Annotated in this window: 12 protein-coding genes; 8 read left to right on the top strand and 4 right to left on the bottom strand. The window is 44.4% G+C overall.

Annotated features, from left to right (window positions below; genetic code table 11):
* The first annotated feature begins 9 nt into the window (after nucleotides 1–9).
* The 4 genes from ACY3ZI_RS12135 (at nucleotide 10) to ACY3ZI_RS12120 (ending at nucleotide 4,716) form a co-directional block, all read left to right on the top strand.
* A complete protein-coding gene (locus tag ACY3ZI_RS12135; protein WP_132495264.1) occupies nucleotides 10–1,629 on the top strand; it encodes a bifunctional metallophosphatase/5'-nucleotidase in 1,620 nt (539 codons plus the stop codon).
* Nucleotides 1,630–1,926: 297 nt separating this feature from the next.
* The gene (locus tag ACY3ZI_RS12130) at nucleotides 1,927–3,231 is read left to right on the top strand and encodes an NAD(P)/FAD-dependent oxidoreductase (RefSeq protein ID WP_108477959.1); all 1,305 of its coding nucleotides are present in this window, start codon (nucleotides 1,927–1,929) and stop codon (nucleotides 3,229–3,231) included.
* 508 nt (nucleotides 3,232–3,739) lie between these two features.
* Nucleotides 3,740–4,342, top strand: coding sequence for a UmoD family flagellar biogenesis regulator (gene umoD / locus ACY3ZI_RS12125; protein ID WP_036953106.1), 603 nt, complete (start codon nucleotides 3,740–3,742; stop codon nucleotides 4,340–4,342).
* An 11-nt stretch (nucleotides 4,343–4,353) separates the two neighbouring features.
* Entirely contained in the window at nucleotides 4,354–4,716 is a 363-nt protein-coding gene (locus ACY3ZI_RS12120) for a tetratricopeptide repeat protein (protein WP_211885928.1), read from the top strand.
* 79 nt (nucleotides 4,717–4,795) lie between these two features.
* On the opposite strand, the gene mfd is transcribed toward ACY3ZI_RS12120, so the two are convergent.
* Nucleotides 4,796–8,242: a transcription-repair coupling factor gene (mfd, locus tag ACY3ZI_RS12115; protein WP_487375258.1), complete on the bottom strand. Its 3,447-nt coding sequence runs from the start codon at nucleotides 8,240–8,242 to the stop codon at nucleotides 4,796–4,798.
* Between the two features lie 227 nt (nucleotides 8,243–8,469).
* Between mfd and lolC the strand changes: the two genes are divergently transcribed.
* From lolC to lolE, 3 genes are read left to right on the top strand one after another with little or no spacing between them, the layout of a single operon-like run.
* Nucleotides 8,470–9,672, top strand: a complete 1,203-nt coding sequence (lolC, locus tag ACY3ZI_RS12110; RefSeq protein ID WP_487375257.1) for a lipoprotein-releasing ABC transporter permease subunit LolC — start codon at nucleotides 8,470–8,472, stop codon at nucleotides 9,670–9,672.
* Nucleotides 9,665–10,366, top strand: coding sequence for a lipoprotein-releasing ABC transporter ATP-binding protein LolD (gene lolD, locus ACY3ZI_RS12105; RefSeq protein ID WP_211885921.1), 702 nt, complete (start codon nucleotides 9,665–9,667; stop codon nucleotides 10,364–10,366). The genes lolC and lolD overlap by 8 nt, the downstream gene beginning before the upstream one ends.
* Nucleotides 10,366–11,613 carry a lipoprotein-releasing ABC transporter permease subunit LolE gene (lolE, locus tag ACY3ZI_RS12100; RefSeq protein ID WP_487375256.1) on the top strand — a complete coding sequence of 416 codons (1,248 nt, stop codon included), beginning with the start codon at nucleotides 10,366–10,368 and terminating at the stop codon, nucleotides 11,611–11,613. Before lolD ends, lolE begins: the two co-directional genes overlap by 1 nt.
* A gap of 54 nt (nucleotides 11,614–11,667) precedes the next feature.
* Here lolE and ACY3ZI_RS12095 read toward each other — a convergent pair whose 3' ends face one another.
* The 3 genes from ACY3ZI_RS12095 to ACY3ZI_RS12085 all read right to left on the bottom strand — a co-directional run bounded on the left by ACY3ZI_RS12095 (nucleotide 11,668) and on the right by ACY3ZI_RS12085 (nucleotide 14,220).
* A complete protein-coding gene (locus ACY3ZI_RS12095; RefSeq protein WP_487375255.1) occupies nucleotides 11,668–12,219 on the bottom strand; it encodes a class IV adenylate cyclase in 552 nt (183 codons plus the stop codon).
* 179 nt (nucleotides 12,220–12,398) lie between these two features.
* On the bottom strand, nucleotides 12,399–13,580 hold the full coding sequence (locus ACY3ZI_RS12090; protein WP_211885906.1) for an SGNH/GDSL hydrolase family protein: 1,182 nt from the start codon (nucleotides 13,578–13,580) through the stop codon (nucleotides 12,399–12,401).
* A gap of 31 nt (nucleotides 13,581–13,611) precedes the next feature.
* Nucleotides 13,612–14,220: a TetR/AcrR family transcriptional regulator gene (locus ACY3ZI_RS12085; RefSeq protein ID WP_487375254.1), complete on the bottom strand. Its 609-nt coding sequence runs from the start codon at nucleotides 14,218–14,220 to the stop codon at nucleotides 13,612–13,614.
* A gap of 208 nt (nucleotides 14,221–14,428) precedes the next feature.
* On the opposite strand from ACY3ZI_RS12085, the gene ACY3ZI_RS12080 reads away from it, so the two are divergent.
* On the top strand, nucleotides 14,429–15,406 hold the full coding sequence (locus ACY3ZI_RS12080) for an alpha/beta fold hydrolase (protein ID WP_487375253.1): 978 nt from the start codon (nucleotides 14,429–14,431) through the stop codon (nucleotides 15,404–15,406).
* The last annotated feature ends 26 nt before the right edge of the window (nucleotides 15,407–15,432 follow it).

Below are 15,432 nucleotides of genomic sequence, written 5' to 3'. Positions count from 1 at the left end.
AATGAATAGATGAATCATAAAATCAGTTTAGTGACATTGCTGGTATCAGGTGCTTTATTAGCAGGCTGCGCCACGAAACAGAGCGATACCGTCAAAGTTCAAGTCATTGGTATTAACGATTTCCACGGTGCATTACAAGCACCGGGGGATGGTAAACTCGGTGGAATCGAATCCATTGCGACACTGGTCAAGCAATTAAAAGCGGAAAACGACAACACTATTATTGTGGGCGCAGGGGATTTAGTGGGCGCGAGTCCATTACTGTCATCGATGTTCTACGATGAGCCTACTATTGAAGCGCTTAGCGCAATTGGTCTTGAGACCAGTGCTGTCGGTAACCATGAGTTCGATAAAGGTAAAATTGAGTTACTGAGAAAGCAAAATGGTGGATGCCATCCAACCGCAGGCTGTGTGGGTAAAGAGTCTTTTGCTGGTGCTGACTTTAACTATTTAGCCGCGAACGTGATTGTCAAAGAGACCGGTGAAACGCTATTTCCATCTTATTACGTTAAGAAATTTGATGGCGTACCAATGGCATTTATTGGCTTAACGCTGGAAGGAACGCCTGCCATCGTTACACCAAGTGGTACTGCGGGCTTAGAGTTTAAAAATGAAGCGGAAACCATTAACCAGCAAGTGAAATTGCTTAAGGCGCAGGGTATTCGTAGCATTGGTGTGTTGATCCACGAAGGGGCAACTCAGCAAGTGGATACCAAGGTTAAAGATATTAACCGTTGCGATAACATCAAAGGACCTATTGTCGAGATCGTTAAGCAGCTCGATGCGGATGTGGACTTTGTGGTGAGCGGCCATACGCATCAAGCGTATAACTGTGATATTAATGGAAAAAAAGTCATTTCAGCACAATCTAACGGGACATTACTGTCTCAATTGAATATTGAAATCGATAGAAAAACCAAGGATATCGTTAGCATTAATGCGAAAAATATTCCGGTAGAAACCAGCCGTTATGAGAAAGATCCACAATTAAGCCGTTTTATCCAAAACTATGAACGCATCTCCAAACCGATTGCTGAACAAGTGATGGGTACGTTGAGTGCGCCGGCGGATAAAAAACTAGCGGCGGGTGGGGATTCAACATTAGGTAAAATTATCGCCGATGCTCAGTTATATGTTGCTGCGACTCCAGATGCGGGCGGCGCTCAAATTGCCTTTATGAACAGCGGCGGTATTCGTGCTGATCTCAAAGCAGGGGAGCTAACCTACGGCGATATTTTTACGGTGCAGCCATTCTCGAATGTGGTCGTCACGCAATCCTTAACGGGAGCGCAAATCAAACAAGCGTTAGAGCAACAGTGGGATCGTGAACGCCCGCAAGTCATGCCAGTTTCCCACGGTTTTTATTACGAATGGGATGACAGTCGTGCGGTAGGCGATAAAGTGATTGCAAGTTCCATGAAATTAAATGGTAAGCCAATCGATATGAAGAAAAGCTATCGTGTCGCTGCCAATGAATTTTTGGCAACCGGTGGTAGCCGTTTCTCTGCCTTTAAGCAAGGTAAAGACCGTATCTATAGCCTGCCGGATAACGAAGCGCTGATGAAATACTTCAAAGATAACTCGCCAATTCAGTTACCGACGGATGAGCGTATTAAGAAAGTGAAGTAAAATACCCCCACAAAATGCTAGGTTTCCAAGCCCGAGAATAACGCCATTCTCGGGCTTTTTTGTCTCTAAGTTAAATAAAGCTGACTCGTTTCTTTTTTTTCAAAAAATGATTTGACGAGCGTGATCGTTGTCATAATAATCAACTAAATTGATTTGCATCAACATTTGGTATGACCAAATAACCAAGCATGATATTCTTCAAACCCAAACAAAATAAAAGACGGTGAATTAGTGTTATTTAAGTTTTTTGTTATTAGAAATCTTAAATAACATTAATATATTTTATATGAGGGGCGTATGACCTTAACTCAACCTAAAATCGTTGTTGTAGGCGGTGGTGCTGGTGGTTTAGAACTGGCAACACGTTTAGGACGTAAATTAGGGCGTAAAAAACGTGCGGATATCACGCTGATTGACCGTAACCCAAGTCATTTATGGAAGCCATTACTTCATGAAGTGGCGACAGGTTCACTGGATGATGGTGTTGATGCTATTAGCTATTTAGCCCATGCTCGTCACAATGCATTTCACTTCCAATTAGGCTCCCTCACGAATATCGACCGAGAAAATAAAAGAGTGGTTCTCGGTGAACTGCGTGACAAAGATGGAGAACTGTTAGTGCCATTGCGTGAAATTGATTACGATATTTTAGTCATGGCATTGGGAAGTGCCTCGAATGATTTTGGTACCCCAGGCGTAAAAGAAAACTGCATTTTCCTTGATAGTCCTGCACAAGCTCACCGCTTTCACGATGAAATGCTGAATTTATTCTTGCGTTATTCAGTACGTGATAATGCGGAAGAAAAAGTGAATATCGCCATTGTCGGCGGTGGGGCAACGGGTGTTGAGCTTTCTGCAGAACTGTATAATGCAGTGGAGCAGTTAACGAGCTATGGCTTTAAAGGGTTAGATACTGATGCGCTAAATGTGACCTTAGTGGAAGCGGGGGAGCGTATTTTACCTGCGCTACCTCCACGCATTTCAAGCGCAGCACACCAAGAACTGAATAAATTGGGCGTGAAAGTATTAACCAAGACCATGGTGACCAGCGCGGATGCCGATGGCTTAAATACCAAAGAAGACGGCAAAATTTATGCTGACTTAATGGTGTGGGCGGCTGGGATCAAAGCACCTGACTTTATGAAAGATATTGCAGGTTTAGAAACAAACCGTATCAATCAGTTGGTGGTTAAGCCGACATTACAAACCACGTTGGATGATGGAATTTTCGCTATTGGTGACTGTGCGTCTTGTGCAAAACCAGAAGGTGGTTTTGTCCCACCAAGAGCACAATCCGCTCATCAAATGGCGAGCTTATGCTATGACAATATCGTGGCATTAATGAAAGATAAGCCACTGAAAAACTACATTTACAAAGATCATGGTTCATTAGTTTCGTTATCTCGTTTTAGTACGGTAGGTAGCTTGATGGGGAACTTAATGCGTGGAGATATGATGGTAGAAGGGCGTATAGCTCGTTTTGTCTACATTTCCCTATATCGCATGCACCAAATTGCATTACATGGCTATATAAAAACGGGCTTAATGATGCTGGTTGGCAGCATTAACCGTATTATTCGACCTAAACTGAAATTACATTAATCTGTAGTTATCGTTTTTTCAGTTCTGCAATCGCAAGGATATACACGGTTATCAGTGAATAATCGTGTGTATCCTCCAATCAGAATAAAGATGTATTTAAAATAATAGACCCAGTTAAAATGGTACATATATTTTAAATATTTATTCATTAAATAAACGCCATAAAGTCAGCTAATTACCCTAATGAGTTTGGGTTAAGTGTGATTTAATACAAAAAGGCAGCATATTGTTAATTTAAATCACTCATGATATCCATTCATTGGGATTTTTATTTTTTTGTTATAAAACAAAGTAGTAGGTGGGCTTTTTATTTGGTGTAATATATTGAAATGGATTTAGTTAATTATTTACGACTATTCACGGTAAACTTATTACGCGTAAGTAAATAAGATGTATGTCTCATACTCAGACTAATCTAAAAAACCATATTTATTGTATGTAATTAATGTAGTTGATACTAGATAAGCTACAATAGCTAACACACTCACTATTTAAAAAAGGGCAAGCGATGAAGCTAAAAATTAAGTTGTTGTTAGCCGCATTCGTTGTTGTTTGCCTAATTGCTGTCGTTTATTTCTCTTTTGTGCGCAGTGATGAAGTGAAAATTGCCACTGTTTTATCTACCGAACCCATTAGAGCAACGCGTATGGTGGAACATGAAAACTGTTCGGTCACGGGCATTCTAGGCACATTCACGCAAGAGTCGTTATCTCGTTGGCATCCTGCGCAACGCGAATGCAGAACCATTTTGATGATCCAATCCTTACAAGGCAGGTCGCTACCTCCATTCTCCAGCAATGAACCAAGAACGTGTGTGATCACCAAAAGTTTAGAGCAGATTATTGTGGGTTATGATGTGATTTACCGTATTGGCGATACGATTGGTAAAGTGAGAATGCCGTATGAGCCAACGGTGTTTATTCCTCTAAATGAAAATGGGCAGTTAGATTTAACCATGTCCAGTAAAGCGGCATGTGAAACCCTACGTGAAGGGGCAAAAGGCATTTTGCCATTCTACTGTATGAAGCCAGATGACCTACCAAAAGCTTACCAACCGTCTACCGTACTGGAAGTTAAAACGGGTAAAAATACCTTTGGAATGTTTGAGTAGAAAGAGAAAGCATGCTGAAAAAATTACTGGAATTTTTAGGTTTCAGGTCACGCAATATCCCCTCATTTAATGAACTCATGTTGAAAGCCAAAAGTGGTGACCTCGATGCGCAGTACGAGATTGGTACTCTATATGATGTGGGGGAAGGGGTTGAAGAGAATGAGGAAAAAGCCATTGAGTGGTATCTGAAAGCCGCTAGCCAAGGGCATGCTCAAGCGCAATATATGATGGGAATGATGTATGAAACCAGTGAGCGTTTATCTGATGACTCTCACCAATCCTTAGAATGGTTCCAAAAATCTGCGGCGCAGGGCAATAGCGATGCTCTGGGGCACTTAGAAGTGATAGGTCATTCGATAGAGAATAAAAAGTAGTCATTTATTGGTTAAAACCACATAAAAAAAGCCATCGAAACATAATGAATCGATGGCTTTTTTGTTGTCAATTTCTGGCTTATGACGCTAGCTGATGCTCATCAAAATCAGCGACTAGCTGCTTGATAAAGTCTAAACGCGTCGCTCTGTCGGCTAAATCGTGGAAGAATTTCAAACGGACAGGACCTTCCATACGGAACGTTTTCGGCTGATTTTGCAGTAAGCTGATTAAGAACATCGGGTCGACTTTGTTGCGTTCATTGAATTCAATAAATCCGCCTTTTTCATGAGCTTCAATCCGCTTCATGCCCAGTTTCTGCGCTTGTAAACGAATGCCAGCTGTTGACAGCAAGAATTTACCTGCATCAGGTAAAGTACCAAAGCGGTCAATGAGTTCGATACGCAGCTCATCCAGTTCGGTCTGATCTTTAGCACTGGCAATACGTTTATAGAAAGACAGGCGGATATTCACATCATGGATATATTCATCAGGCAGAAGTACTGGCATACGCAGTTCCACTTCAGTTTGCTGACTGGTGAGATCCTCTAGGGATGGCTCGCGTCCTTCTTTCAGTGCATCGACCGCACTTTCGAGTAGCTCCATATATAAGGTGAAACCGATGGTGGTCATCTGCCCACTTTGGTCTTCCCCCAATAGCTCGCCAGCTCCACGAATTTCAAGGTCATGGGTCGCCAGTGCAAAACCAGCCCCTAAGTCTTCAAGAGACGAAATCGCTTCGAGGCGTTTTTGCGCATCGGTGGTCATGGCTTTTGGATGCGGCGTCAGCAGGTAAGCATAAGCTTGGTGATGGGAACGACCCACACGACCGCGTAGCTGATGCAACTGCGCTAAACCAAAGTGGTCTGCACGTTCAATAATAATGGTATTTGCGGTTGGGATGTCGATACCCGTTTCAATAATCGTGGTGCAGATCAGGACATTAAACCGTTGATGGTGGAAATCTGTCATGACTCGCTCAAGTTCGCGCTCACGCATCTGCCCATGACCCACAACAAATCGCGCTTCTGGCACTAAAGCTTCAAGACGGGCTTTGGCTTTTTCGATATTTTCCACATCATTATAAAGATAATAAACCTGACCGCCGCGTAACGTTTCCCGCAGAATCGCTTCGCGCACCACTAAATCATCATATTGGCGAACAAAGGTTTTTACAGCTAAGCGACGAGCGGGAGGGGTTGCGATAATTGATAAATCTCGCATGCCACTCATTGCCATATTGAGGGTGCGTGGAATTGGCGTCGCCGTTAAGGTCAGAATATCCACGTCAGCGCGCATCGCTTTAATGCGCTCTTTATGACGAACCCCGAAGCGGTGCTCTTCATCCACTACCAGCAAACCCAGATCTTTCCATTGAATATCGCTTTGTAGCAATTTATGGGTACCAATCAAAATATCCACTTTACCTTCGGCGGCATCGCTAATAATTTGTTGTTGCTCTTTGGCCGTTTTAAAGCGCGATAGCATTTCGATACGTACTGGCCAATTGGCAAAGCGGTCGCGGAAATTATCATAATGTTGCTGGGCTAATAGCGTGGTAGGAACCAGTACAGCCACTTGCTTATTATTGTTGACCGCTAAAAATGCGGCGCGCATGGCGACTTCTGTTTTACCAAAGCCCACATCGCCACAGACTAAGCGATCCATTGCCAGCGGCTGGCACATATCACTCAGTACTGCATTAATTGCCATCTCTTGGTCGGTGGTGGTTTCGAATGGGAAACCTTGGCAAAACTCTTGGTACTGCTCTTTATCATGTTTGAAGGCGAATCCGGCTTTTGCAGCTCGCTGAGCATAAATATCCAGAAGCTCGGCTGCCACATCCCGTACTTTTTCCGCCGCTTTTTGGCGAGCGCGTCCCCAACTGTCACTACCCAACTTATGCAGCGGTGCATTTTCATCGGCTCCACCTGCATAACGGCTAATTAAATGTAATGAAGAAACAGGGACATACAGTTTATCTTCGCCTGCGTAGGTGAGAATCAAATACTCGGCGGGAACACCTCCCGCTTCTAAGGTGATTAAGCCTTGATAGCGTCCGACACCATGCTCAATATGAACCACGGGTTGCCCCGGGCGTAACTCAGCAAGGTTACGAATGAGCGTATCGGTATTGATGGTGCGGCGTTGGTCACTGCGGCGGCGAACAACTCGCTCACCCAGTAAATCGCTTTCGCAAATTAATGCGCGGTGGCTCTCTGGCTGAATAAAACCGTGCTCAGCTGCACCAATCGTAATGGCAAAGCGGTCTTGGGTTTGACCAAAATAATTGCTGATAATTTCAGGGCGGATTTTCAGGCGAGCGAGTAATTCACTCACCGTTTCTCGACGTCCTTCACTTTCTACGGAGAATACAATCGTGCCATCAAACTGTTCGGTGAACTGCCGCAGTTTTTCCAGTGGGTTTTTACTTTGCCCTTGGGTGCTAATATCTGGAAGTGGCTGATAGTCTAAATTGGTATTGGCAGCTTTCTTCGGTAATTTTTCCGTAGACAGCTGTACCCGAGGCCAATTTTTTAAGTTCTGATTCAGTTGTTCGACGGTTAACCATAACTCTGCAGGGGGAAGCAATGGGCGCATTGGGTCAACACCACGGCTTTCATAACGCTGCTGAGTATCTTGCTGGAACCGCTCTGCGGGTTCTTGCAGATTTTGTGAAACAAACAGGGTGTTAGCGGGTAAGTATTCAAATAAAGAAGGTAGCGGTTCAGCGAAAAACAGCGGCTGCCAATACTCAATTCCACTTGGCAGGGTGTTTTTACTCACTTGCTGATAGATATGTTCCGGATCACGACGAACTTCAAAGCGTTCGCGCCATTGGCTACGAAAACGCTCGATAGCGTCTTTATCGGTCGGAAATTCGTGAGCAGGCAATAAGTTGATTGCGCTGACTTCTTCTAAAGTGCGTTGGGTATCGACGTCAAAGGTGCGTAGGCTATCAATTTCATCATCAAAAAAGTCGATACGAAATGGCAGGTCGCTACCCATTGGGAATAAGTCGAGTAATGCACCGCGAATCGCATATTCCCCATGCTCAAGGACTTGCTCAACATGGCGGTATCCGGCTTTATCCAGTTCGTCTCGTAGGTTATCGCGCGAGAGCTTATCGCCTTTAGCCATCACTAAGGCATGCCCCGTTAGAAAATCAGCAGGGCATACTTTCTGCATTAAGGTATTAACGGGGAGGATCAGCGCCCCTTTTTGCAGGGTTGGTAAGCGGTATAGAGTGGATAAACGGTGAGAGATGATTTCTTGATGCGGCGAAAAATTATCGTAAGGTAACGTTTCCCAATCCGATAGTGTCTCTATAGGGTGTTGGGTAAACTGTTGAAGTTCATCACGAACACGTAATGCGTTTTGCATATCACGCGTGACAATCACCACAGGACCTTGATGGCGTTCAATCATTTCTGCGCATTCTAAGGGACCCGCAGCACCAATTAAGCAGCCTAAATGGCGGACATCTCCAGCACGACTGGGCAGTTCATAACGATAATTTGACGACATAGAAATATTCAGCTTCTCATAGCTAACTAGTTAATTAATGATTAGTTAGGCAATTAAAAATTAATTAAACGACCCACAGAACTCATTGAGTAGTCTGAAAGTGATCTAAACAAATAGTATTTATAATAAAAAAAACCACAAAAGCGCGGTTGGGTGGTTCCATTCATCAATCGTACCCTTTATTATCCCTGAACACTTCGCTTTGGCAACAGGGACATTACGTTTTCATGCATCAATCTGTCTCACTCTTTATAGGTCTGCGCTATATGCGTGGGCGCGCGGTCGATAAATTTGGACGTTTTGTGTCCAGCTTGTCGGCGATAGGCATAACCCTTGGTGTTGCGGCATTGATCACCGTGACGTCTGTGATGAATGGTTTTGAACGTTCGTTACAAGATAGCATACTTGCTTATATGCCACAGGCCATATTGACCTCAAATACCGGAAATATCGATCCCAATCAACATCCCATCACGGACTTAAAAAACCTCAAAGGCGTTAAGAAAATTGAGCCGATTGTTCAGTCGGAAGTGGTTTTACAAAGCCGAACTAACGTGGGGGTGGGCATGATGGGGGGAATTCGTTCCGATGAATCTTCCTTATTACTCGATAAGCTGATAAGCGGGGATCGCCGTGATTTAATCGATGGGGAATACAACGTTTTTCTCGGTAATCGACTGGCGGAGACTCTTGGCGTAAAACGCGGTGACCAAGTGCGCTTGATTATTCCCGGTGTGAGCCAATTAACCCCTATGGGGCGTATACCCAGCCAGCGTTTATTTACGGTCACGGGTATTTTTCAAACCAATGGCGAAGCGGATACGAGCGAATTGATTGTTGCTCAGCCTGATGCAGCGAGAATGCTACGTTACCCAACCGGAAATATTACTGGCTGGCGTTTATATCTGGACGAACCTCTGCAAGTGGATGTGGCGAGCAAACAGACACTACCGGAAGGGTTAGTTTGGACAGATTGGCGTGAGCGTAAAGGCGAATTTTTCCAAGCAGTAAGAATGGAAAAGAACATGATGGGTCTGCTGCTGAGCCTGATTATCGCGGTGGCGGCCTTTAACATCATTACGTCGTTATCCTTATTAGTCATGGAAAAACAAGGCGAAGTGGCGATTTTGAAAACCTTGGGGCTCAAACGTAGCAAAATTCTGACTATCTTTATGATCCAAGGTGCCGGCGCGGGCATTATAGGTACATTGATTGGTACCGTGTTGGGTACGTTGCTATCGAGCCAATTGAACGTAATTATGCCGTTAATTGGCTTATTACCGCGGGGAGTGTCACTCCCGATTGTACTCGACTATCCGGGTATTTTAATTATTGCGCTGTGCGCGATGCTGATTTCTTTGCTGGCGACGCTTTATCCTTCTTGGCGTGCGGCAGCGGTACAACCTGCTGAGGCTTTACGATATGAATAATCAACCACTTCTGGTCTGTGAACATTTAAGTAAGATTTATCAAGAAGGCGCACTCTCCACAGAAGTGTTAAAGAATGTCAGCTTCACGATGAATGAAGGCGAAACTATGGCTATCGTAGGTAGCTCTGGTTCCGGTAAAAGTACCTTATTGCACCTACTTGGCGGGTTAGATACGCCATCCCAAGGGAATGTCATTTTCCGTGGGCAGCAGATTAACCAGCTTTCTTCCGACGCCCGTGCGGCAATTCGTAATAAAGACCTCGGTTTTATTTATCAATTCCACCATTTATTGCCTGATTTTACGGCATTGGAAAATGTGGCGATGCCACTGTTAATTGGCGGTGTGGCGAAAGTAACGGCGTTTGCTAAAGCCACTGAAATGTTAAAAGCGGTAGGGTTAGAGCACCGAGCTAATCACCGTCCATCTGAATTATCCGGTGGTGAGCGCCAACGTGTTGCGATTGCCCGCGCATTGGTGAATGACCCAGCGTTAGTGCTGGCGGATGAACCAACAGGTAACCTCGATTTGCGTAATGCGGATGCCATTTTTGAATTACTGGGTGAGTTAAACCGTAAGCAAAAAACGGCATTTTTAGTGGTCACTCATGATATGAAACTGGCGAGCCGTTTATCCCGCCGTTTAGAAATGCGGGATGGTCATCTGCAACAGGAAATTACGTTGGGGGCAATGTAATGATTAAAATGCCTCTGACGCTATTAGCGGCATTGCGATTTAGCCGAGGACGCCGTAGGACAGGCATGGTGTCTTTGGTGTCGATTGTCTCGACCCTCGGGATTGTTTTAGGTGTTGCGGTATTAATTATCGGTTTAAGTGCCATGAATGGCTTTGAGCGAGAACTGAATAACCGCGTGCTTTCGGTGGTGCCTCACGGGCAAATCTACGCCGTTGAAGCCCCTTATCAAGATTGGGAATTCGCCCAAAATGTGATCCGCAAAACGCCGGGTGTGCAAGGGGTCAGCCCCTATGTGAATTTCACGGGGCTACTTGAACGTGGTGCGAACCTGAAAGCCATCCAGATTATGGGCGTTTCTCACGAGACGGAATCCCAAGTCAGTGCATTGCCTGAGTTTATCCTAAATGATGCGTGGCAACATTTTGAGGCGGGTAAACAGTCAATCATTTTAGGGCAAGGGGTGGCAAATTCGCTGAATGTAAAAGTCGGGGATTGGATAACAATTATGATTCCGAATACCGATGACAGCATGAAAATTCAGCAGCCTAAGCGTATTCGTGTCCAAGTAACGGGGATTTTCCGTTTAAGTGGATTACTCGACCATCAGCTTGCTTTAGTTCCGCTGGCGGATGCACAGGAATATCTCGGTTATGGAAACGGCATTAGCGGTTTTGAGATTAAAGCTAAAGATCCTTTCGAAGCTGATAAAGTGGTGTATAACGCTGGGCTGAAAACCATGCATCATGTGGTGGTGAAAAGCTGGATAGGTGATTACGGCTATATGTACAACGACATTCAAGTGGTTCGCAGTGTTATGTACTTGGCGATGATTTTAGTCATCGGGGTCGCTTGTTTTAATATCGTTTCCACGCTAGTGATGGCAGTTAAAGATAAAAGCAGCGATATTGCGGTACTGAGGACATTAGGGGCAAAAGATAGGCAAATTCGTGCTATCTTCCTGTGGTACGGGTTAATCGGAGGGCTGGTTGGCTCACTTATCGGCGTGGTGCTGGGGGTATTAATCTCCCTGAATTTAACCACGATGATTAAGGGACTTGAAGTGATTATCGGTCATCCTATCTTATCAGGGGATGTCTATTTTATTGACTTTCTGCCTTCAGAATTGCATGTGATGGATGTGATTTACGTGCTGTTCACCACGGTTGTTCTGAGCTTATTAGCCAGCTGGTATCCAGCAAGACGCGCAAGTAAGTTAGATCCAGCGCGTATTCTAAGCGGTCAGTAATCAATAAGGCGCGAGTGGAAACAGTCGCGCCTTATTTCATCATGTTATCTAAGGCTATTTCATCAAATTCTCAAGGTACATCTGCTTATAGCTGCGAGTTTCAATTAATGCTTCTGTAAAACCATAGTGTTGCGCGGTAGACAGTAATTTGGTGTACAAGTTGTCTAACTCGCTCTCATCGTCCGTCATAATCGCAAATTCAGCAAACCAACCAATACCTTCTAAGTAATCAATGGTGATATGAATGTCATCCAGAAAATAGATGCTGCGCTGTTTTGCAATCGTTAGGTAACATTGATATCCCAAGGTACTCAGCATACTTTTGACATGTTGGCAGTCTGCAATATCAATCGCTTTACACTCGGAGCTGCTTGGTCCTTTGACTATCCAGAGTTTGATCCCAGACGGCGTCATCTCCCGCACGGACATACTGATATTTTGTGCTGTTAACTGCCCATCTTGATAATCAAAAAAGTCATCAACTTCATGATTATTTACGGTAAATGCTTCAGCGTTATCATTGATAAGCTGTTTAAGAAAAGTGTCAGAATTGGGTAGTTTGAACTTAATTTCGGCTTCAAATTTCCCGACAAAATGGTCACTCATTCTGTTATCCAAGGCTGTTTTAAATGATGGATTAGGTGAGTGGATAGTAACATAGGGAATGATGGCGTGGCTGAAGATAATGTTAAGCCGTATCAAAGAATAGCGGAATAATTAGGTACGAAAAGCTATTCTCGTACCTATGGTTTTCAATGCTAAGGTTTTCAATGCTAATGACTGTTTTAAACTCCAATAACAGCATCAAGGGAAATCGAATTCGCAACCAACAGATGCCCTGCGTGGTTAAGGTGGAGATGATCGCCAGAATCATAGATTAATGCTAATTGCTGAGGATTTTGTGAGTCGCGCACAAGTTGTTCCGTGTCAATTAATACGTCAAATTCACCACTAGTGCGTATCCATTCATTTAATTCTTGGCGAATAGCTTCTTTTTCGGGGGCATAGAAGTTATCTAATCCATATTCGTCTGTACAACGTAACGGAACAAGAGTGACGCCGACGACGCGAATATTATGCTGATGCGCCATATCAAGTAATTGACGATAACCTTCAATCAACTGGCTAGCGGAAGGCATCATATCCGCAGGCGCTAGGGCGGTTTGTGCAAGCCCAATATCATTGAGACCCACTTGTACAATGCAAGTGGTTACGCCAGCTTGCTCAATAACATCCCGAGTAAAGCGAGATAATGTACTGATGCCAATACCATCTTTGAGTAAGCGAGAACCCGATTGCCCTGCATTGATCACCGCTGTGTGCTGAGAAACGGCACGTTCAGCAAAAAAATCCACCCAACGGTGATAAGTTCCCATTTCGACACCGTTGCCATCCACCATGGAATCGCCAATAACGACAATCGCTTGGCTTGGCGCCTGATTCTGAATTTCAACAGCTTCTAATAATAAGCGCGAACTAATTGGTAGGCTTTCTTTCGTTGTTTTGGAGTGAACATCATTACCCGATGTTAGTTGAGAATAATGTCGCGCATCCCAATGAAAAGTCTCTACAAGCGTAGGATCCGGTAGATAGGTTCGTAGGGTGACTTCAGACAAATCGTCAATAGGATGAATGATTTCATCACTGTACGCTACTTGTCCTGCGGGGATAGAAACACCAGATTGTCCATTAAACAGAACAGGTGCGCTCCATGATTTGCCAGATGGTGAGTTTACAACAATGGCATTTTCACCTAATGCTAAGGCTTGAGAGCCATAACGATTCGAAAACACAAGGCGTAACTGCTGCCCGCCTAATGTGATACGCAGCGCTTGTTGTAGGGTTTGGTTATTCAATAAGGTTGGGATCTCCAATGGAAACGGAAATGCCTCTCCGGTGGTGGGTTGAGATGTTGAAAGCCATGTGCAAACCCATGCATGACTGGGAGATGAACCGAATGAGGACATAGCGATTTTTTCCTAAAATTGAAGCGAATAATCAGTGGGTAGTTGATGTTGAGATAAAAGAATCAAACGCGGTCATAGCAACGTTAACCATCGCGAGCAACTGAGCTTTACTCACCCCGTCGCGAGCTTGAATCGAAATGCCGTGAAATAGTGTCGATATATAATCGCCAAGTGCTTGGGTGTTCGTTTCCTTGGGTAAATCTCCTTGAGTTACACCCTTATTTAAACGTTGTATGATGGCGGTGGTACGGTCTTTCCGGTAATTCGCTAGCCAAGACATAATGTTTTCATTTTCACTGGCATAGTTGGTCAGTGATAAAACTACCATGCACCCCTGTGGATGCGTTTGTTGGGTGTAAGTTTCGACAGCTTGGGTTAATAACTGTGTTATTGCTAGACGCGTATTAGGCTCTTGTAACGCGGTATCTGCAAAAGCGCCTTCTTGGCTTAGATACAGGGCGATAGCTTCGCGAAATAGATTTTCTTTCGAGCCAAATGCCGCATAAATACGAGCAGAAGCGATGCCTAGAGCAGAGACTAAATCTGACATCGACGTACCTTCATAACCTCTTTGCCAAAAGACAAATTTAGCTTTATTCAATGCCGCGTCTCTGTCGAACTCTCTCGGTCTTCCCGCCATAACGATGCTCCTCTTAATACATGATAATGATGCGCTGAATGAGAATGCGTTCATACTATCACTTCTTTGTCGAATGACAAATAATTATTCTTTATCGATTGACAAAGAATTAAAAAAACCTTTAACCTATTCATTGCTGATCGACAAACAATTAATGCAATTCGTGAATGAGTGGCTTTTTACCCACATAAAAGTGTATGGAACAAATATGAATTCGGTATTTAAAAAGGTGTTACTCGTTTCTCTGATGACGCTCTCTTTGCAAGCAACAGCTACGTTAGCAGCAGGAAACCTAACTCAAACAGCCAAAAGTGCTACGCCTCCAACCATTGAAGCGAATGAGACCAGCTTTAAACATCACTATGTGAAAGTGAACGGGCAGCGCCTTCACTATGTTACCGCTGGGGAAGGTGAGCCAGTTTTATTGATCCCCGGTTGGCCACAAACATGGTACACGTGGCGATATGTGATGACGGATCTCGCTGCTAATGGTTATACCGCTATTGCTGTTGATCCATTGGGAACAGGGTATTCTGATAAGCCAGAAAGTGGTTATGATACGGGCGCTGCCGCAACCGCATTGCACGAAATGATGAAGCAACTGGGTCATGCTCATTATTCAGTGATAGGGCATGATATTGGCATGTGGGTAGGGTATGCGCTGGCCAGTGATTATCCCGCAGACGTGAAAAAGATAGCCTTAACCGAAGCGGTTATTCCAGGGTTAGCACCTGCACCGAGTATTTTCGTTGATCCTGAGGAGAATATTTTCCTCTGGCATTTTATGTTTAACCAAGTGCGAGATTTACCGGAAACGCTGACGGCAGGTAAAGAGCGTGAGTATCTTAACTTTATTTTTGATAATTGGGCTTATCGTCGTGATCGCGTTGCCGCGCAGACATATATAGATGCGTATGCTTCTCCGGGGGGGCTGCGAGCTGGTTTTGCCTATTATCGTGCTATTCCACAGACGATTGAGCAAAATAAACAGCGAGCGCAGAAAAAGCTCACCATGCCAGTATTGGCGATTGGAGCGGATCAGGCAACCCGAGATGCGCCACAATTGACATTACAGGGGCGAGCAACCCAATTACAAGGGGCGATGCTGGGGGAGTGCGGTCATTTTGTGACGGAGGAGTGTCCTGAGCAGTTGATGAGCCACATTTTACCGTTTTTGAAAAAATAATATTTGAAACAAGAAGGGAAGCTACA

Source organism: Providencia sp. LY12, assembly GCF_057621555.1.
The sequence above is the reverse complement of the archived record's forward strand: the minus strand, read 5'-3'. Positions and strand labels throughout refer to the sequence as shown.